At 69.7% G+C, this 18,866-nt stretch carries 14 protein-coding genes; 11 read left to right on the forward strand and 3 right to left on the reverse strand.

Annotated features, from left to right (window positions below):
• Positions 1-10 precede the first annotated feature (10 nt).
• On the reverse strand, positions 11-1,231 hold the full coding sequence (locus AB0E02_RS13905) for a metallophosphoesterase (RefSeq protein ID WP_362138611.1): 1,221 nt from the start codon (positions 1,229-1,231) through the stop codon (positions 11-13).
• Between the two features lie 433 nt (positions 1,232-1,664).
• A complete protein-coding gene (locus AB0E02_RS13910; protein WP_362138613.1) occupies positions 1,665-4,445 on the reverse strand; it encodes an AAA family ATPase in 2,781 nt (926 codons plus the stop codon).
• Between the two features lie 644 nt (positions 4,446-5,089).
• Here AB0E02_RS13910 and AB0E02_RS13915 point away from each other — a divergent pair.
• Both AB0E02_RS13915 and AB0E02_RS13920 read left to right on the forward strand, forming a co-directional pair.
• Positions 5,090-6,058, forward strand: coding sequence for a GlxA family transcriptional regulator (locus tag AB0E02_RS13915; protein WP_030410749.1), 969 nt, complete (start codon positions 5,090-5,092; stop codon positions 6,056-6,058).
• A 535-nt stretch (positions 6,059-6,593) separates the two neighbouring features.
• Positions 6,594-9,506, forward strand: coding sequence for a BTAD domain-containing putative transcriptional regulator (locus tag AB0E02_RS13920; RefSeq protein ID WP_362138616.1), 2,913 nt, complete (start codon positions 6,594-6,596; stop codon positions 9,504-9,506).
• A 21-nt stretch (positions 9,507-9,527) separates the two neighbouring features.
• Here AB0E02_RS13920 and AB0E02_RS13925 read toward each other — a convergent pair whose 3' ends face one another.
• Positions 9,528-9,674: a hypothetical protein gene (locus AB0E02_RS13925; protein ID WP_158744850.1), complete on the reverse strand. Its 147-nt coding sequence runs from the start codon at positions 9,672-9,674 to the stop codon at positions 9,528-9,530.
• 420 nt (positions 9,675-10,094) lie between these two features.
• On the opposite strand from AB0E02_RS13925, the gene AB0E02_RS13930 reads away from it, so the two are divergent.
• From AB0E02_RS13930 to AB0E02_RS13970, 9 genes are all read left to right on the forward strand, one after another.
• Positions 10,095-10,877, forward strand: a complete 783-nt coding sequence (locus AB0E02_RS13930; protein ID WP_362138619.1) for a methyltransferase domain-containing protein — start codon at positions 10,095-10,097, stop codon at positions 10,875-10,877.
• A 31-nt stretch (positions 10,878-10,908) separates the two neighbouring features.
• Entirely contained in the window at positions 10,909-11,604 is a 696-nt protein-coding gene (locus AB0E02_RS13935) for a 7-carboxy-7-deazaguanine synthase QueE (protein ID WP_362138621.1), read from the forward strand.
• 38 nt (positions 11,605-11,642) lie between these two features.
• The gene (locus AB0E02_RS13940) at positions 11,643-12,005 is read left to right on the forward strand and encodes a 6-carboxytetrahydropterin synthase (protein WP_030410744.1); all 363 of its coding nucleotides are present in this window, start codon (positions 11,643-11,645) and stop codon (positions 12,003-12,005) included.
• A gap of 37 nt (positions 12,006-12,042) precedes the next feature.
• Positions 12,043-12,633: a GTP cyclohydrolase I gene (gene folE, locus AB0E02_RS13945; RefSeq protein ID WP_362138623.1), complete on the forward strand. Its 591-nt coding sequence runs from the start codon at positions 12,043-12,045 to the stop codon at positions 12,631-12,633.
• Between the two features lie 151 nt (positions 12,634-12,784).
• Positions 12,785-13,765 (forward strand): aspartyl/asparaginyl beta-hydroxylase domain-containing protein, encoded by a 981-nt coding sequence (locus tag AB0E02_RS13950; protein ID WP_362138625.1) that lies wholly within the window; start codon positions 12,785-12,787, stop codon positions 13,763-13,765.
• Positions 13,766-13,867: 102 nt separating this feature from the next.
• Positions 13,868-14,557: a 7-cyano-7-deazaguanine synthase QueC gene (gene queC / locus AB0E02_RS13955; protein ID WP_362138628.1), complete on the forward strand. Its 690-nt coding sequence runs from the start codon at positions 13,868-13,870 to the stop codon at positions 14,555-14,557.
• Positions 14,554-15,579 (forward strand): 2-oxoglutarate and iron-dependent oxygenase domain-containing protein, encoded by a 1,026-nt coding sequence (locus AB0E02_RS13960; protein ID WP_362138630.1) that lies wholly within the window; start codon positions 14,554-14,556, stop codon positions 15,577-15,579. The genes queC and AB0E02_RS13960 overlap by 4 nt, the downstream gene beginning before the upstream one ends.
• 111 nt (positions 15,580-15,690) lie before the next feature.
• Positions 15,691-17,523: a BTAD domain-containing putative transcriptional regulator gene (locus tag AB0E02_RS13965; protein ID WP_362138632.1), complete on the forward strand. Its 1,833-nt coding sequence runs from the start codon at positions 15,691-15,693 to the stop codon at positions 17,521-17,523.
• 63 nt (positions 17,524-17,586) lie between these two features.
• Positions 17,587-18,855 carry an ATP-grasp domain-containing protein gene (locus AB0E02_RS13970; protein WP_362138634.1) on the forward strand — a complete coding sequence of 423 codons (1,269 nt, stop codon included), beginning with the start codon at positions 17,587-17,589 and terminating at the stop codon, positions 18,853-18,855.
• Positions 18,856-18,866 lie beyond the last annotated feature (11 nt).

An 18,866-nucleotide genomic window follows, 5' to 3' on the forward strand; every position in this document is an offset into this window, starting at 1 on the left:
CGGCCCAGTGCTACGGCGAGGTGGGCAGGTGCGGGGAGCGGAGGACGAGCAGGGTGATCTCGCTGGGGGCGAAGACGCGGAACGGCGGGCCCCAGAAGCCGGTGCCGCGGCTGGTGTAGAGGAGGGTGCGGGTGCCGTGGTGGCTGAGCCCGGCGAGGGCGGGCTGGTCGATGCGGACCAGGTGGTGGAAGGGCCAGATCTGGCCGCCGTGGGTGTGGCCGGAGAGCTGGAGGTCGATGCCGTCGGCTGCCGCCCGGTCGACGAACTTGGGCTGGTGTGCCAGGAGCAGGACGGGCAGGTCAGGGCCGGCGCCTTCCAAGGCTCCGGCGAGGTGGGCGCGGTGGCCTGCCAGGCCGGAGGACTCGGCGGTGACGTCATCCACGCCGGCGACCACGAGGGTGTTGCCTCCGCGTTCGAGCAGCAGGTGGCGGTTGCGGAGCGGCTCCCAGCCCAGCTCGTCCATCAGGTCGACCCAGCCCTGGGCCTCGCTGTAGTACTCGTGGTTACCGGTGACGTATACCCGGGCCCGGGTGGCCCGCACGGTACCGAGTGGGACGGCCTGGGCGCGGCGGCGTTCGGCCGTGCCGTCCGCGATGTCGCCGGTGTGGCAGACCAGGTCGGCTTCCAGAGCGTTCACCGTCTCGCATACCCGTGCCGACCAGCGAGCGCGATCGAGTGGGCCGTAGTGGGTGTCGGTGATGAGGACGACGCGGAGGCCGTCCAACCCGGCTCCCAGTCGCGGGAGTTGCACGTCGAGTCGGCGCACGCGTGGTACGCGGCGTGCCTCGGCGTACCCCCAGGCGAGCAGTACGGCGGTCACGCCGAGGGCGGCCCACGTGACGATTCGGGCCCGGTCCTGGCTCGCGCCGACGCCGGCCACGGTCAGGGCGAGCCGCAAGAGAACCCCGATCAGAACGGACCAGGTGAACAGCACCCAGCTGGCGCCCAGCAGGGTGTCACCGATGATCGCCGCCCGGTCCTGCCGGCGCCGGCCGTGGCCGCGCATCATCGCGACCGGCATACTGACGAGGCCGAGGACGAACAGGGCGGTGCCGACCAGCGTGACGGGCAGCGGCCAGTGCTGGCCGCTGTGCAGGAGCACCCAGCAGGGCACGGCCCACAGCAGGACGGGGGCAACCAGGGGGAGGTAGCGCATCAGGCGGTGCAGTCGGTTCTGCCGCGGCGCTTGCGCTTCGCCCTCGGCGGGCCGGGCGTTGCTGGTGTCGGTCACTTTCCCCCCTGACCAGGCTGTTGTCTCGCGCACTGTATCCGGTCACCCTCGGGCCGGCCGGACGGGCGTTCAGGGGTGCGGCCCCGTGGGGCGAAGGGATCTCTGCGGGATGGCACATGCTGATCGATGCCGGCTACCCGATCGATGACGCTCAGGAGGAGATCACGCGCATTTGGACCATGGCCTTCGAGTTTGCCGCCGGCCTTGCCGACGCGGCGGGCGACAATCCTGCCAAGTTGGCGTGCCAGACCTCCCGGCTGTCGTTGGTGCACCGAGCGCGCCCTCGGGGAGAGCCCGCGAGTTCGGCCGGCTCAAGTGCTCCGGCCGGATCCCCGCCCGCGGCGCCGACGCCCCCTGCCCCCACCCCACGGCACCCCCACCGCGCAGGCCTCTCTGCTGGGGAGTCGGGCGTCAGGTGGGTGGCCCATTCGCCCTACGTGTGCCGGTCGCCGACCAGAGATCCGTACGCCGCGTCGCCGCCCGTCAGGGCCGTGCTCAGGGCGCTGCGTCGATGGATGCCCAACTTGCGGTAGCTGTGCGTCAGATGGGTCTCCACGGTACGGCGGGCCAGGTGGAGCAGATCCGCGATCTCCGCATTGGTGCGTCCCCCCGCGGCCAGTTCGGCGATACGGCGCTCGCTGTCGGTGAGCGAGGCGACACCGGTCCGCGTCGCCCGACGGCGCGCGCCGCCCTCCCGCAGCGCCTCCTCCGCCAGGTCCCGCAGCCGTACCGCGCCCAGGCGTTCGGCGAGCTCGGCCGCCTCCCGCAGGATGTCACGGGCCCGGGACGACTCGCCCGACGCGGTCAACTGACGGCCCAGGGCCAGCAGCGCCGCCACGATCTCCGGTCCTGCCGGACCGCTACGGAGCAGTCGTACCGCCTCCTGAGTCAGCTCCAGGCCCCGGCGCCCGCCGGTCGCGGTGCCGAGGACACGCAGTGCCCGGCCCACCGTGCGGGGCGTGTTCCACACCCGGGCCAGGCGCAGCTCTTCCTCGGCCAGGGCGAGCGCATCCCGTGGGACGCCCAGGGCCAGGTGGCACTCGGCGGCCGCCGTGCGCCACGGGGTGACGACCGGGCTGAACACCTCCCGGGCCGACTGGCGACGCCCGCACTCCAGGAAGTCGTGCAGGGCTCCCGCCAGGTCACCGTTCGCGGCGCGCAGCCCCCCGCGCGCGTACAGGAACCGGTTCAACTCCCAGGAATCCGGCGCCGTCCGCAGGTCGAAGGCCTCGGACAGACGTTCGGCCTCGGCGGTGCGGCCCGTCTCCACGAGTGCCGTGAGCGCGTGGGCATGGGCGTTGGTCGGGGTCGCGGCGGCGGGCAGCGGCTCGGCCAGGAGGCGCGGGTAATCGGCCCGTGCCGCGACGATGTCCTTACGGGTGTTGAGCAGCGACTCGTGCATGGGATGCAGGAAGTCGGGGCGCTGCCCGGCCAGACCGCGCTCCACCAGCCGTTCGGCCTCGTCGAGTTCGTCGGCCCACTGGGCGACCGCGGCGACCGTCCCCAGCAGGTACGGCTCGGACAGCGGGTCGGCCGGTTCCGCCAGCAGACCGCGCAGGCGCAGCATCGCCTCCTTCGCCGAGCTCAGACCCGCCGCGACCGCGTATTTCACCAGGTACGCGTGACCGGCCGTGCTGATCGATTCCGGCGAATGCTCGGCCACCTCGGCCAGCCGCTTGTACGCCTCCTGCCGCACCAGCTGGTCGTTGTCGGACAGTTGCAGGAATGCCTGCCGCAGGATGCGCACCAGGTCGGGACGGTCGGCGAGCGCGTCGTACAGCGAACGCAGCACCTCGACCCCTGCGCTGGTCCTGCCACGGCCGGTCAGCGCTGTCCCCAGGGCGACCGCGGCGCGCACCTGTTCCTGCGGCGGCCCCGGCAGCCGCAGCGCCTCGGTGAGCCTCAGGATGGCGGCCGAGGAGCCGGGCACCCCGTACTCCAGTGAGCCCAGTTCGGTCAGCAGGCGTTGTCTGCTCTCGTTGGAGAGGGGTTCGTCCAGAGCGCGGCGCAGGAAGGCCACTGCGTCCTCGATGTGCCCCTCACGTAACGCCAGTGAAGCGGCGTCCTGAAGCACCGGCAGTGCCCAGGGCGCGTCCACCACGTCGGTGAGCAGCAGTTGACGGGCGACAAGCTCGCTGCAGACACCGCGGTGCAGCATCGCCTCAGCGGTCGTCCGGTGCGCGGCGCGCCGCCGGGCCGCGGGCACGCCGGTGAGCATCTCGTCCCGCAGCAGCGGATGGGCGTAGCGGGGGCGGCCCATGCCGTCGGGGCGCAGCAGGCCGAGGCCGGTCATCGCGGTGATCCAGCCCGCGACCCGGGCCGGGTCGGCGCCGGAGAGTTCGGCGAGGACGGAGGGGACGTGGAGGACGCGGAACGCCGCGCTGCGGGCCGGTCCGTGGTCCCAGCCCTCGTCCAGGATCGCCAGCGTCCGCGCCACCTCCGCCGTGCCCGGCCCGGCGCAGTCCAGCCACCACTGCACGGCCGCCGAAAATGCTCCCGGGTACAGGGCGGCCGAGGTGTCCGGCACGACCGGGTGACCGTAGTCGGAGAGGTCGTCCAGCAGGGCGCGCAGCAGCAGGGGGTTGCCCGCGCTGGCCCGTACACAGTCCTCGGTCCAGGAGTCGTCGGCGTCCGGGAAGACCGATCGGACGGCTTCCGCCGCGGAGTTGTCGGACAGCCGGGTCAGGGTGTGCGTGGTGACCAGGGCGGGGGAGAGGCTGTGGGTGAGGCCCTGGGCGGGCGGGTCGACGTCGTACTGGCTGCGCTCGGTGGCCGCCAGGACGATCGGCAACCGGTCCAGGAGCCGCGCGGACTCCACCAGCCAGCGGCGGGACGCCGGGTCAGCCAGGTGCACATCGTCCACGGTGATCAGCAGCGGCGACTGCTCGGCGTACGCGCGCAGCACCCGTCGCAGCCCGACGCCGGTCGTCCGTTCATCGCCGTCCCATGACGGATCGGCGAACTCGATTGCCGGGCAGAAGAGTTGACGGACCGCAGCGAAGGGGATCGCGGAGTCGCCGGCGGAGCAGCGAGCGCGCAGCACCTGCATACCGCGGGCGGCGGCGTCCTCGGCGGCGGCCTCCAGGACCGTGGTGCGGCCCGTGCCGGTGGCACCGCGCAGCAGGACCAGTCGTCCGGTGCCCGCATGAGCGCGCTCGGTCGCGGTGGCCAGCAGCCGTGCCGCTTCCCGTAGTGCACATGCCGGTCGGGACATCCCTGCCTCCTTGTGTGGACGTCAGTGTCCTCACTCACGAGGACGCAGTGCGCCGGACATCGGTGGCGTGACCCGCACCGTGAGAAGAACCACCGTGGTCCCGCACTTGTGCGACGGAACCGGGATGTCGCTTTTGCCATCGCGTTCCCACTGTCGTGGTTCCGGCCGGCCGATCTCGTGGTCCGTGTTGTGGTGCTCCACGATTGCGCTGGTCACGAGCGTCACATGAGGGTAAACAGCCTCCGCTCGCCTCTGATCCCACAGAAGTGGCGGGGTCGTGGACAGGAGGCAGGTTGCTCAACTCAATCCGGATGACACAGGCCGGCACGGCAGACGGCACCGCCGTGCCGCCGGCTCGGGTTCCCGTGCCCGTGCAGCTTCCCCGGGTGGTGACACGACGTCAGCCGATGTGCTGGTTATGTCCGTCGTGCCTCGAAACGGCGTGGCAGCAGCATCGCGAGGACGCACACCGACTCCGCTCCGCCGTGTTGGCCGGTCGTCCCGGCAGCCGCCCCCAAGAGCCGCACCCGCCCCGCCGCCCGAAGTCGTACCCACCGGGAGCTAAACATGGCACCGAGCCGATGGCGGAGATCGTCATATGTGTGTCCTTGCTGCCAAAAGACACGGCGGGCCATGATGATCAGGTGACACAACGGCGCGTCGTCTTCCTTGTCTATCCGCGGTTTCAGGTGCTGGACCTGGCGGGGCCGCATGAGGTGTTCGCGCAGACGCAACGGTGGGTGCCCGAGGACGAGGGCTATGCCGTGGAGATCGTCGCGGGCCGGGCCGGAGCGGTGCGGGCCTGTCACGGAATCGACATCGCGGCCGGCAGTGGCGTCCAGCAGTGTGAGGGACCGCTGGACACGTTGGTGGTCGTCGGTGGACCGGGCGATCGGGAGGCGGTGGACGATGAAGAGCTGGTCGGCTGGGTCAGGGCGGCAGCCGGCCGGGCCCGGCGGGTCGCTTCCGTGTGTACGGGCGCGTTCCTGCTCGCGCGGGCCGGGCTGCTCGACGGACGGCGCGCGGTGACGCACTGGGCGGCCTGTGAGCGGCTGGCCCACGAGCACCCGGACGTCACGGTCACCCCGGACCAGATCTTCGTACACGACGGGGCGGTGTGGACCTCCGCCGGAATCACGGCGGGGATGGACCTGGCGCTCGCCATGGTCGAGGAGGACCACGGGCCCGAGGTCTCCCGGGCCGTCGCACGGATGCTGGTGATGTTCGTCCAACGCCCGGGTGGTCAAGCACAGTTCAGCACCCAGCTCGCCGCGCAGCGGCCCACGCGTCAGCCGCTGCGGGACGTTCAGGCATGGGTCACCGACCACCTCGCTGAGGACCTGACCGTCCGGGTGCTGGCCGAACGGGCCGGTATGAGCGAGCGCAACTTCACCCGGGTCTTCCGCGCCGAGACCGGACTGACCCCGGCCGCCTACGTGGAGACCGTCCGCATCGAGGCTGCCCGGGCGCTGCTGGAGACGACGGACACCACCATCGAGGCGATCGCCCGAGCCTGCGGCTTCGGCTTCGCCGAGACCCTGCACCGCCGCTTCAAGCGCACCCTGGGCGTCACACCGGGGCAGTACCGCCACCACTTCTCCAGGTCAGGGTGAAGGAGCGCCTGGGGCTTGCCGTCGCGGTGTGAAGCCCGAGTGCCACCGGCACGTCTTCCTGGGCGCCTTCGGGCAGTGCAGGTTGTGGAGCACCGTTGGCCCTCCGCCGACCCGGGCGCCGACCTGGTCCTGGGACTGCACTTTCCACGGCCGGACCTGGCACGAACAGCACAGGGAGCGCACGTTCCGGGTCAGCGACGCGGTACACCACGACCTCGGTCTCCTCCTGCCGAGCACACCGCCCCCCTTTCTTCCCGTCCCCCGTCCCGACACACCGCTGATCGGAGCAGTCTCGATGAACGACACCGCCTCGGCAGAGTTCTCCCCGCCCCGGAAGGCAACGGCGGGTGGGCATCCATGGGACGGCAGGTCGAAGGCGGCTGACCACGCGCCGGGCCCGGCCCCGGCCGAGCCCTTGGCGGTGTGCGGCGACGCAGTCAACGGCTACGGCTGAGGAGCCAGGTCGGTATGAGTCCCGTTCCACTTTGCAAGCCGGACCACACAGCCTGGCTGATCTCACAGAAGCAGGTTATGCATGGCAGTTTCAGGTTACGACGGCAGCGGCGTAGCGGCAGCGCCCTTCCGGGTGCTCGGGCCGCTTGAGGTGAGCGGCGAGCTGGGGGCCGTATCCGTGGCACCGGGGCGTCAAGAGATCGTCCTCGGGGCGCTGGTGCTCGAACTGAACCGGGTGGTGGAGACGGCCCGCCTGGTGGATGTCCTGTGGGCCCACGATCCGCCGAAGACCGCACGCGCCCAGGTGCAGATCTGCATCTCCCGACTCCGCAAGGCGCTTTCGGACGGGGGAGTCGACGCCACGATCGAGACCCGAGCCGGCGGGTACGTCCTGAGGGCGCCGGAGGATGCGACCGATGTCGGCACCTTCCGTCGCCTGGTCACAGAGGCGCACGCGCTGGCCCGAGATGGTCTGAAGATGCCTGCGGTGGAAACGCTGCGCTCGGCGATCAGCCTGTGGCGGGGGCGGTGCCTGGCCGGGGTACCGAGCGAAGTCCTGGCCGGTACGGCAGCGCAGTGGGACGAGAGGCGCCTGGAAGCGGTGGAGACCTGCATGCGGCTGTTGTTGGAACTGGGCCGTCACGAGCACCTGGTCGGCGAGCTGATGCAACTTGTCGCCAGCCATCCGCTGCGTGAGCGGCTGCGCGGGCACCTCATGGTGGCGTTGTACCGTTCGGGCCGGCAGGCGGAGGCTCTGGAGGCCTACCACCAGGGCCGCGCGATTCTCAGCGAAGAACTGGGTCTGGACCCAGGAAGGGAACTGCGTGATCTGGCGCAAGCAATCCTGACCGACGACGCCGACCTGGCACTGGCCGAACCGGCCGAACCGGGTTCTCTCGTGGCGGCGCCGGTCTCCGAGGCGGTGCAGGAGCGCAGTGCCGATCCTGATCCGGTCGTCACCCCAAGGCAACTTCCCGCCGACATCGGCGACCTCGTGGCCGACGACGCGACCGTTTCAGCGGTCTGCGACGCCGTCACCGAGGGGCAGGAAAAGGGGCAACTGAACGTGGTTCAGGTGCTTGGCGGACCTGGTGTCGGCAAAAGCACGTTGGCCAGGCACGTGGCGCACCGACTCGCCACCGGGTACTTCCCGGACGGACAGCTCTACTGCGACCTGAGAGGGCCGGGCGGACAACCGGTGGATTCCGCCCAGGCGTTGGGGCGGTTCCTCCGGGCGCTGGGCGTACCCGGCCAGGCCATACCCGATGCGCTTGATGAGCGCGCGGAGATGTACCGCAGTCTGCTGGCCGGTCGCCGGATCCTGGTGGTGCTGGACGACGCGGTGAGCGAGTCGCAGGTGATTCCTCTGCTGCCCGGAACCGGCAGCAGCAGTGTGCTGGTCACCAGCCGCGGCCAGCTCACGGCGTTGCCGGGCACCCGCCGTTTCGACCTGGAGCCGCTGGGCCAGGAACAGGCCATCCAGCTCCTGGGGCGGATCATCGGAGAGCACCGTGTGGAGAGCGAGCGGGAGGCAGCGGGGGTCCTCATACGCTTGGTGGGCGGGCTGCCCCTCGCGCTGCGTATCCTCGGCGCGCGCCTGGCCGCGCGCCCGCACTGGTCTTTGACCTCCATGTGTCACCGGCTGGAGAACGAGCACCGCCGGTTGGACGAGCTGGCACACGGCGAGCTGTCCATCCGGGCCAGCCTTTCGCTCAGCTACGACGGTCTGGCGGCGGCTGACCGTCGCCTGTTGTGCCTGCTCAGCCTGGCCGAGGGGACGGAGATTCCGAGTTGGTTGGGTGCCGCCCTGGTCGGCGACCGCACGCCGCACCCCACTGACCTGCTGGAACCGCTCATCGACAGCCGGCTCCTCGACATCACCGCCATGGGCCGGGGCGGGGAGTTCCGATGCGGACTGTCGCAGATCGTGCGGATGTTCGCGCACGAACGGCTGCCCGCCGAGATTGCCGAGGCGGAACGCGCCGGAGCGGTGCGGCGTATGGTCGGTGGCTGGATGGCGCTCGCGGAGCGGGCGCACAAAGCGATCTACGGCGGTACGTACACCATCGTGGCGGGCCGGGGCGAACGGTGGCACCCGCCGGAGGACCAGGTCCAGCGGTGCCTCAGCGACCCGCTCGGGTGGCTGGAGAGCGAGCAGACCAACCTGTTGAACGCGGTCGAGCTGGCGGCCCGGTCCGGGCTGGACGAGTTGTGCTGGGAGCTGGCCACCACTCTGGTGACGCTCTTCGAGGCCCGTGGCTATCCCGAGCTCTGGGAGCGCACTCATCGGGTGGCGCTGACCGCAGTGCAGGAGGCCGGCAACGAACCGGGCCAGGCGGCGGTACTGGGCTCGTTGGGGACCCTGCACCTGTACCGGGGCGAGCATGAGGCAGCGGGCCCTTACCTCAGCGCCGCTTTGGAGATCTTCGAGAGGGTCGGTGAGGTGCGTGGTCAGGCGCTGTGCCTGCGTGACCTGGCGCGCATCGAGCGGCACCACGGTGACGACGATCGGGCACTGGCCCTCTACGAGAGCGCCGAGCGCAACTTCGTGCGGGCGCAGGACGTCATCGGCCGGGCGTACGTGCTCGTCGAGATGGCGCACATCACGATGCGGCGAGCAGACTTCACGCGGACCCGTTCCTCTCTCGACGAAGCCCTCGGCATCTGTCGGTCGGCCGGCTTCGACCGGGGCCAAGCCCTCGCACTGCGGCGGCTGGGCCAAATGCTGATGTGCCAGCAGCGGTACGAGGCGGCGGAACGGACCCTGCTCGAGGTCCTCGCCATGGTCCGGGCGAGCGGCGACCTGGTCGGAGAAGGGTATGTGCTGCACGACCTCGGCCGGGTCAATGCCCACCTGCGTCGGGTGGAACAGGCCGTCCAGCACTACTCGCGATCGGCCAGGATCCGGGAGCGGATCCTCGATCACAGCGGGGCCGCTGCCGTACGGGCCGACATCGTTGCCATCCTGGGCAGGCCGATGACGTCGGTCGGCTGATACCAGGAGTGTGCTGGTCCGTCACGTCCACGGCGTGTTGTCGGCGGGTGCTTCATCGGCCGGCGTCACGGCGGCCGGGCGCTGCTCCACGCCGTGCAGATTTCCCACAGCGCCCAGGACCAGCACGACGACGGCCCCCGCGGCAGCCGTCCATCTCTTGGTTGCCATCTCGGTTCTCCTTCCTTCGCCACCCGTTTCGCCATCGTCCGGGCGTTGCTGAAACCAGCGTGAACCAGGTGCCCATCGCGGCCGCATGCTCGCGCTATCACCGTCTTATCCCGGCCCCGTCACCGCTGTGGATGCGCCGTGATGCCGGGCCGATAGGGCCACACCGGAGATTGGGTCCTGCCGACCTCGGCGCCCCTTCAGGGGACGCCCACAAGGAGTGGTCCGAATGACCGTATTGACCCGGGACGCGGTGACGCCCGCCGCCTTCGGCGTCCCGGAAACCGCATCGCAGCGCAGCACGAAGTCCCCCGCGATTGCAGCGGGGGACCTTGCTGGGAATTTCCCACGGAAGAGGAAGGATCCGGTGCGTACGCACCAGGGCCTCTCCTTGAGCGTGGCTCAGGGGAAGGTGCACGGCCGATGACGATGGACGCGGAGTTCTACTCCCGGGTGGCCGAGCGGTTCGGCGGCTACTTCAGCGATGCACGGAGCACCGACGTTTTCCCCGACGGCCGCCCGGACGCCGTCTTCGATGAACTGGCGACCGCACTGGGGGCGCCGCACGCCCGACTGCTGGATGTCGGCTGCGCCGACGGACGTAGTTTGTTGCGCATTTCTCCCGCGTACGGCGCCGTGACCGGGATAGATCTGTCGCCGTCGATGCTGGAATGCGCCGAGCGGTATCGAGCGGAGGCAGGTCTGCCGCACGTGACGTTCGAGCTGTGCGACGCCGCCCACACGAAGCTGCCCGACGGGTACGCCGATGTGGTCACTTCCCGCCGCGGTCCGCTGATCGCCCGCGAGTTCGAGCGGGTGCTGCGCCCCGGTGGGTTCGTGGTGTACATGGGGATCGGGGAGCAGGATGCGCGCGAGCTGAAGGAAACGTTCGGTCGCGGCCAGGACTTCGGCAGCTGGAACGGCCGGCCCATGGCGGAGGAAATTGCTCAGGAGCTGTCCGATGCAGGCTTCGTGGTGACAAGAAGCCAGGCGTTCCGATTCGAGGAGTTCTACCACTCGGCGGGCGATCTGGACACTTTTCTGCATCAAGTGCCGATCGTCGACAACTACGATTCGGCGGCGGACATGGAGGCATTCGATCGATATGTCGCCGCGGTGTCCGTCGACCAGGGTATCCGGCTGAGTCGGCACTGGTTCATCGTGCAGGCGCAGAAGCCGGCGGCCGTCGAGTCGTCCTCCTCATAGGAAACGGTGCGCCATGTATCAGGATCTCGTAGTGAACGAAATCTTCGGTCCGACCGTCCAGGGCGAGGGTCGGTCCCTGGGGCGCAGGTGCGCGTTCCTGCGACTCGGCGGGTGCAACCTGTCGTGCTCGTGGTGCGATACGCCCTACACGTGGGACTGGACCGGAGCCGGTGAGAGCGGGGTCGCCCACGATCCGCGTAAGGAGCTGCACCGCCGCCCGGTCGAAGCTGTCGTCGCGGAATTGCTCGGATTCGACACCGAGCTGATCGTGATCTCCGGCGGTGAGCCCCTGGGCCAGCAAGAGCGACTGATTCCTCTGGTGGCAGCATTGACCGACCGCGGTAAAGAGATCGAGATCGAGACCAACGGGACGCACGCCGCGCACCCCGAACTCATCGCCGCCGGCGTCAGGTTCAACGTCTCGCCGAAGCTGTCGCACTCCGGCGACGACCTTAAGCGCAGGATCGTCCCGGCCGCACTCACCAGTCTTTCGGCACTGCCGGGAAGCACGTTCAAGTTCGTCTGCCAGAACACCCGCGATCTCGACGAAGTGGCCCAGCTGGTCGCCACCTTCGACCTGCCCTCGGTATGGATCATGCCGATCGGGCGTACCGCCGACGATGTCACCAAGCACATGAGCGAGTTGGCCGACGCGGTGGTGGAGCGCGGCTGGAATTTGACGACCAGACTGCACACCTTGGTGTGGGACGAAAAACGCGGCGTGTGAGCAACGACGCACGCAATGGAGAAGGGGAACTCGGATCGATGGCATTTCGCATCACGAAGAAATTTGAATTCTCGGCCAGTCATCGGCTTGCCGGCCTTGCTCCTGAGCACCAGTGTGCCCGAATGCACGGGCACAACTATGTGATCGAGTTGGAGCTTGGAGCCGATGATGCGGACCTGTTGCCCGTGGGCTTCGTTCGCGACTACGGAGATTTGTCCGCATTCAAGGCCTGGCTGGACAGTCATCTTGATCACCGGCATCTGAACGATGTGATGGAAGAAAATCCGACGGCCGAGAATATGGCGGCCTGGGTCTACGGGACATGGTCGGTGAAGTTTCCCGAGTTGACCTGCGTGCGTGTCTCAGAAACTCCCAAGACTTGGGCCGAGTACCGGCCGTGAGGTCGGCAACTCCGAAGTCCGGACGAAAGGTAGCCGCATGTCGGTGACAAAATTGGACCTGAATGGCGACGCGTCGGCATCGAGGACGACCGAGGACCCACTGGTCGGCCTCGCCCGCCAACTGCTGGAAGAGATCGGCGAGGACCCGAAGCGCGACGGACTGCGCGACACACCTGCGCGGTTCGCCCGCTGGTGGCGAGAGTTCATCAACTACGACCCGGGTTCGCTGGGCACGCTTTTCGAGACCACCGGCACGAACCAGCTCGTAGTCGTCTCAGGCATTGAGGTCTGGTCGCTGTGCGAGCACCATCTCCTGCCGTTCAACTGCTCCGTGACGATCGCGTACCGCCCGACGGGGCACCTCCTCGGCCTGTCGAAGTTCGCCAGGGTCGCCCATCAGTACGCGCACCGGCTGCAGGTCCAGGAGCGCCTCGTGGACCAGATCGCGCTGGAGATCAGCACTTTGAGCGGCACCCCGGACGTCGCGGTCATAGCGAAGGGCGAGCACCTTTGCATGACGATGCGCGGCATCAAGGCGGCCGCGCAAATGACATCGACCGCATATCGCGGGGAGTTCGGCACGGATTCCGGGCTCCGGGGCGAGCTGTTCGACCTGCTCCGGGCGTGACGAGCCATCGGATTCCGACAGTGCGGCGTCGTCCGGGGCGGCGTTCGGAACGGGCGTGACGCTGCTCGCGCATTCGTCGTGCTCGCCGTGCCGGCGGCCGTCCTCTTCGACACACGTGCGCATCCGGTCCGGTCGACATGAAAGGACAACGATGAACGAGAATGACTCTTCGACGCCTGCGGAAGCGGCTCGGCTGCTCCCCGTGCTGGACGCCGACCGGCTGGTGGCCGACCTCATGACGGCGCGCGACCACCTGTGGGACGAGCAGAGCTCGCACGAGAACGGGCGAGTGTCCAGGTGGGCCGAACAGGACTGGCGCTGCCTCCCGGTGCGCAGTCCCGGTGGTGACAAGACCCGGACCGACCCAGGGGGCCCTGGCAGCGCGGAGTTCGCCGACACCGAGTGGCTGGACCACATGCCGTACGTGCGGGAGGTCCTGCGCTCGATTCCCGGACCCCTTTACGCAGCCCGATTCCTGGATCTCGGACCCGGCGTCGTCGGATACCGCCACTGCGATCCCAAGTTCGCCCCGGACTGGGGTTTGGCCCGACTGCACATCCCGGTCATCACCCACGAGGAAGCCTCGCTGGACCTTGACGGCGGGATCTATCGCTGGCAGCCCGGTGAGTTCTGGTTCGGCGACTTCAGCCGCAAGCACCAGATCCAGAACCTCGGCCCCGAGCATCGGGTGCACCTCGTCGTGGACGTGCTCGTCACACCGGAGCTCGCCCAGCTCTTCCCGGCCGACTGGGCCGACTACTTCAACGGCTCGGATGTGCTCTACAACCGTCCGGCCGTGGCCACGACCGACCAAGAGCGGGAAGCGGCGCGGTGTTCGTTCGACGCGCCGGCGCACCTGCTGGAAATAGAGGTGTTCGGGTCGCTCACCGGCTCGCAGCCGCAGGCCACCTTCAGCATCGTCGACACCGGCACGGAGCTGGCTGTTCGATCTCCCCAGGACCACCTCTTCCCGCTGGTGGCCCTCGGCGGAAACGAGTACCGCTTGGTCGGGTGGAGCGAGGAGCGAACCGTCACCACGAGGCTGGACGGTCCGCGGCCCGAAGTCGAACTGACCTACCGCAAGGGCAACCGATCGGCCCGGCTGCTCGTCCCGGCCACACCGGCGGCGTGACCGACGCCCGCAGGTCCCCCGCTGTTCCGGTGCACAGCACACCGCGGCTCTGATTCTTGAGCACTGATCCTCCATCCATCCCCGTCTGCCGGAAGGCGACGCATGCCGAAAACTGTCGCAATCGTGTCCGGCGGCCTGGACTCGGTCACCATGGCCTACCACCTCCAGGCGCAAGGACACACACTCCACCTGCTGTCCGTGAACTACGGCCAGCGTCATCTCGTCGAGCACGAGTTCGCCGCGAAGGCGGCTCGATCGCTCGGTGTGCCGCACGACGTCGTCGACCTCAGCCCCGTCGGCAAGCTCCTGAGCGGCTCCTCGCTCACCGACCCGACCGTCGACGTGCCCGATCACCAGAGCGGGTCGACCGGCGGCAGCCCGAACGTCGTACCCAACCGCAATGCCCTTCTGCTGTCCGTCGCCTTCGCGGTCGCCGTCGCCCAGAAGGCGGAAGCGGTGGCCGTCGGGGTGGTCGACGACCTGCAGGCCGCGCCCGACAGCAATGCCGCGTTCATCGACTCCTTCCTCGCCATGGAGCGGATCGCGACCCGCGGATACGCGCACCCCGACCTGACCCTGACAGCCCCGCTGGTCAGGCTGCGCAAGAGCGACGTGGTGTCGCTCGGTGAGGAACTCGGCGTCCCCTGGACCGAGACCTGGAGCTGCTTTCGCGGCGACGCGTTGCAGTGCGGACGGTGCGCCGCCTGCCGGGAGCGGCAGGAAGCGTTCCGGGACGCCGGCGTGACCGACCCGACGACTTACCAGACCAGCGAGGCGAAGGAGCTGCCATGACCGACCGCTTTCCCGTGCTCGACCTCCGTGACGCCACCGGTTCACAAGAAACCCGGGCAGCGTTCCTGAACCGGTTGCGCCAGGCCATCCACGAGATCGGCTTCTTCCAGCTCGTCGGCCACGGCATCGAGGACGCCGAGGACATGCTCGAACTGTCCCGCCGGTTCTTCGCCCTGCCCGAGGCCGATCGGCTCGCCCTGAACATCCTCGATTCGCCGCTGTTCCGCGGCTACTCCGAACTCGGCCGCGAACACACCAAGGGCATCCCCGACCAGCGCCAACAGCTGGACATCGGGCCGGAGCAGCCCACGAGGACGCCCGCGCCCGGCGAACCCGCCTACCGGTGCCTGATCGGCCCGAACGAGTGGCCCGAGGCGATGCCCGAGCTGCGCCCGGCCATCGAGTCATGGATCACCCGGCTGACCGCTCTGTCACATCAACTGCTACGGCTGATGCTCGAATCGCTCGACGCCCCCGCCGATTTCCTGGACGACGTGGTCGATCCGGATCCGCAGATCCACCTCAAACTCCTGCACTACCCCGGCCCCACGCGGACGAGCGAGCACGCCGGCTCCGGCCAGGGAACCGGCATTCACAACGACCTCGGGCTGCTCACCCTCCTCGTCCAGGACGGCCACGGCGGTCTCCAGGTCGCGGTCGAGGACGACCAGTTCGCCGATGTGCCGGTGATCCCGGGGGCGTTCGTGGTCAACCTGGGAGAGCTGCTGGAGGTGGCGACGAGGGGCTATGTGCGTGCCACCCTCCACCGGGTGGTCCGGCCCGCCCCCGGCGTCGACCGCTACTCCATTCCCTTCTTCTACAACCCCCGGCTGGACGCCACGATGCAGCCACTGCCCGGCCCCTATGTCGAGGGCGCCGACGGGGTCATCGACGTCGCCGGCAACCCGTTGTTCGCCCTCTACGGCGACAACGTCATGAAAGGGCTGATCCGCTCCTTCCCCGACATCGTTGCCCGACACCACCCGCACCTGGCCGCGGTGGCCGGGTCCCGGAGTTCCTGACACCGGGCGGCCGAGCACATCCTCACCGCCCGGCCCGAGCGGTCGGGCCGGGCGGTGGCGTCGCCGGCTGGTCCGACGGCGACCGAACGAACATGAGGCAGGGGGAATTTCATGAGAATCAACCTTCTCGGGCCGCTCCAGGCCTACGGGGACGATCACCGCGTCGACATGGCGCCGGCCGCCCAGAAAGTACGTCAGACACTGGCGATGCTCGTGCTGAACGCGGGCCGGGTGGTGCCCTTCGAGCAACTCATGGACGAGCTGTGGAACGACACCCCGCCGGCCAGCGCGCACACCGCGCTGCAGACGTACGTGTACCAGCTCAGGAAGCGGTTCTCCCTCGGCAATCCGAGGAGCGGCGACGCGGTACGGACGGCCGGGCCGCTGCTGGGCACGGTCGACGGCGGCTACCAGCTGTCGCTGCCCGCCGACCACGTGGACGCCTTCCGGTGCGAGCCGTTGCTCGACCGTGCCCGGGCGGAGTTCCGTGACCAGGACTTCGCCCGGGCCCGTGACACGGCCGCCGCGGCGCTGCAGCTGTGGCGGGACGATGCCCTGGTGGACGTACGCAAGGGACCCACGCTGAAGGCCGAGGCGGTCCGCCTGAAGGAGTTGCGTACCGGCGCGCACCACCTGCGGATCGAATCCGACCTGCACCTCGGCCGACACCACGAGGTGCTCAGCGAACTCACCTCGATGGCCGGGCGGGAACCGACGGACGAGCGGGCCCAGGGCAATCTGATGACGGCCCTCTACCGCATGGACCGGCGGGCGGAAGCGCTCCAGGTCTACCAGCGCGCACGCGAGCGGATCGCCACCGAGCTGGGTCTCGACCCCTCGCCCCAACTCCAGGCCCTGCACACGGCCGTGCTCACGTCGGACGAGGCGCTGCTGCGTCCCGCCGGGCGGCTTACGGCCGTGACCGCCGCCACCCGGGCGCCCTGCCATCTGCCCGCCCCGCGCGAGCCCCTGACCGGACGCGCCGGCCAGCTGGCGCGCCTCACCGCGGTGCTGGCCGGCCGGGCGCGGGAGGACCGGCCGCTGGTGATCGTGGGGGGCGCCCCCGGCACGGGGAAGAGTGAGCTGTGCCTGCACGCCGCGCACCGAGTGAGCGGTCACTACCCGGACGGACGGCTCTATGCGCGTCTCCGTGACGGCGCCGGCCGGCGGGTGCGGCCCGCCGAGATCCTCCGTTCGTTCCTGCGTGGACTCGGTGCGACGGAGGAGCAGTTGCGGCTGGGCACGACCGACCTGAGCCTGCTGTTCCGTACCTGGACCGCCGACCTGCGCGTCCTGGTGGTGCTCGACGACGTCTGCGACGTACGGGACTTGACGCCGCTGCTGCCGTCCGGCGCCGGCTGCGGCGTGGTGATCGGCAGCCGACGGCGGCTGTTCGTGTCCTCGTCGGCGGTCCATGTCGAACTGGCCGGACTGCCCTTCGACGACTGTCTGCACCTGCTGGCATCCTCCGTGCCGAGGCACCCGGTCGCCGCGGACCCGGAGGGGCTGCGACGGCTGGCGCGGTGGTGCCGGGGGCTGCCGGGCGCGCTCTTCGCGGTCGCTTCGCAGTTGCGCCGCCGCCCGCACTGGACGGCCCGGCAGGCCACTGCCTGGGTCCTCGCCTCCGGGGGCGCCGACAGTGATCCGCTGGGCGTGCGGGCCGGATTCGACCGGACGCTCGCGACGCTGCCCGCCGAGTTGCGGCCCCTGGCGTACGCGCTGTTGTCTCCCGGCGCCCCCGACCGGCTCACGCCGGCGCTTGCCGCCGCGGCCCTGGGGATCAGCGACCAGCGGGCCGAGGACCTGCTGGAGGAGCTGGCGGAGAGCTACCTGTTGCGCGCGCAGCAGCCGTGCGTGAACGGCCGGTTCACCTACGAATGGGAGCCGGGGATACGCCCGTTCGTCACGCGGTCGAGCAGTGCGCCGGTCATGTGCTCCGCCTGACGGTCACCGCTCCCGTACCACCTTGCCCGAACCCGTCCCGCAGCCGATCCTTGGAGAATCGTCATGCCGCAGCGCCCGAAACTCGTCCTCGCCGGCCAGTTGTCCGTGTTCCCTTGGGTGTTCGATGCCGCCGAGCGTGCCGGTATCGACCTGATCCTCATCCCCAGGGGCGACGACTCGGTGGAGTCCGCCGGGCGGGCCAACGCGGTGGTCGAACTGCTGCCGCTGGACATCGACGGAAACCCGGACGGTGCGCTCTCCGCGCTCGCCGACCGCTACCGGCGGGAGCCCTTCGACGGCATCATGTCGGGCAACGAAAGGGCCATTCCGTTCGTGGCGCGCGCTGCTCGGGAGCTGGGTCTCACCGGGCTGACCGAGGAGGCGGCGGCCGTGGTGCGCGACAAGCGCAGCATGCGCCAACGTCTGCTGGAAGCGGGTCTGGGCGTGCCCGGTTTCGTGGTCGTCAAGGATCCGGACAGCTGGACCGACGCGCTGACCTTGCGGTTCCCCGTCGTGGTCAAACCGGCGAACGGCCACTCCAGCTTCGGTGTGATCCGTGCGGATGACCGGGACAGCCTTGAGCAGGCGGTGGCCCGTACCTGGGAGCTCGTGGAAACCCATCTGGGCGCTGCCTACGGATCGGACCCGGACACCGGTGTGCTGGTCGAGGAGTACCTGGACGGGCCGGAGATCTCCGCCGAATCCCTCGTGTACCACGGGCGGGTACGGGTCTGTGCCGTCAGCTGGAAGGGACAGCTGACGGGGCCCTACTTCGAGGAGACCACGTTGCGGGCCCCCGCCCAACTGCCGGCAGAGATACTCGCTGCGATCGAGGCGGAGGTGATCGGTGCCCACCGCGCCTTCGGCGTCACGGACGGCACCACGCACACCGAACTGCGGTTGGTCGGCGGGGTGCGGCCGGTACTGCTGGAGATGACTGCGCGCCTCGGTGGCGGGGGCAACATGCACCACCTCGCCCACGTCAGCAGCGGGATCGACCTGGCCGCCGAGGCACTGCGCATCCACCTCGGCCAGGAGCCGCTCTGCTGGCGTGCGGAGCCGGTACCGGCCGGCCACGCGGCGGCGTACCTGGTGCCGATCGGCAGCGGCGGACGGGTCAAGCGGATACGTGGCCTGGAGGCGGTGCGCACCGACCCGCAGGTGGACTACGTGGTGCAGACCGCGGGCCCCGGCGCAGTGCTGCGGCCCTACCCGGACTGGTCCGGAAACCCGGCGGTCGTGCTCTCCCACCACGCGTCGGACGCGGAGGCCGAGGCTTACCTCGCCCACCTCGCCCGCACGCTGCACGTCGAGTACGAGGAGCAGGAGTGAGCACCCGCCAC

The sequence above is a fragment of the Streptomyces sp. NPDC048196 genome (assembly GCF_040652715.1).
GTDB lineage: Bacteria > Actinomycetota > Actinomycetes > Streptomycetales > Streptomycetaceae > Streptomyces > Streptomyces siderophoricus.

What these genes read in the sequence shown, in the direction of transcription:
- AB0E02_RS13910 (WP_362138613.1), bottom strand. Translation starts at nt 4,445, where the DNA reads ATGTCCCGACCGGCATGTGCACTACGGGAAGCGGCACGGCTGCTGGCC.
- AB0E02_RS13925 (WP_158744850.1), bottom strand. Translation starts at nt 9,674, where the DNA reads ATGGCAACCAAGAGATGGACGGCTGCCGCGGGGGCCGTCGTCGTGCTG.
- AB0E02_RS13970 (WP_362138634.1), top strand. Translation starts at nt 17,587, where the DNA reads ATGCCGCAGCGCCCGAAACTCGTCCTCGCCGGCCAGTTGTCCGTGTTC.
- AB0E02_RS13950 (WP_362138625.1), top strand. Translation starts at nt 12,785, where the DNA reads ATGAACGAGAATGACTCTTCGACGCCTGCGGAAGCGGCTCGGCTGCTC.
- AB0E02_RS13960 (WP_362138630.1), top strand. Translation starts at nt 14,554, where the DNA reads ATGACCGACCGCTTTCCCGTGCTCGACCTCCGTGACGCCACCGGTTCA.
- folE (WP_362138623.1), top strand. Translation starts at nt 12,043, where the DNA reads ATGTCGGTGACAAAATTGGACCTGAATGGCGACGCGTCGGCATCGAGG.
- AB0E02_RS13940 (WP_030410744.1), top strand. Translation starts at nt 11,643, where the DNA reads ATGGCATTTCGCATCACGAAGAAATTTGAATTCTCGGCCAGTCATCGG.
- AB0E02_RS13920 (WP_362138616.1), top strand. Translation starts at nt 6,594, where the DNA reads ATGGCAGTTTCAGGTTACGACGGCAGCGGCGTAGCGGCAGCGCCCTTC.
- AB0E02_RS13930 (WP_362138619.1), top strand. Translation starts at nt 10,095, where the DNA reads ATGACGATGGACGCGGAGTTCTACTCCCGGGTGGCCGAGCGGTTCGGC.
- queC (WP_362138628.1), top strand. Translation starts at nt 13,868, where the DNA reads ATGCCGAAAACTGTCGCAATCGTGTCCGGCGGCCTGGACTCGGTCACC.
- AB0E02_RS13965 (WP_362138632.1), top strand. Translation starts at nt 15,691, where the DNA reads ATGAGAATCAACCTTCTCGGGCCGCTCCAGGCCTACGGGGACGATCAC.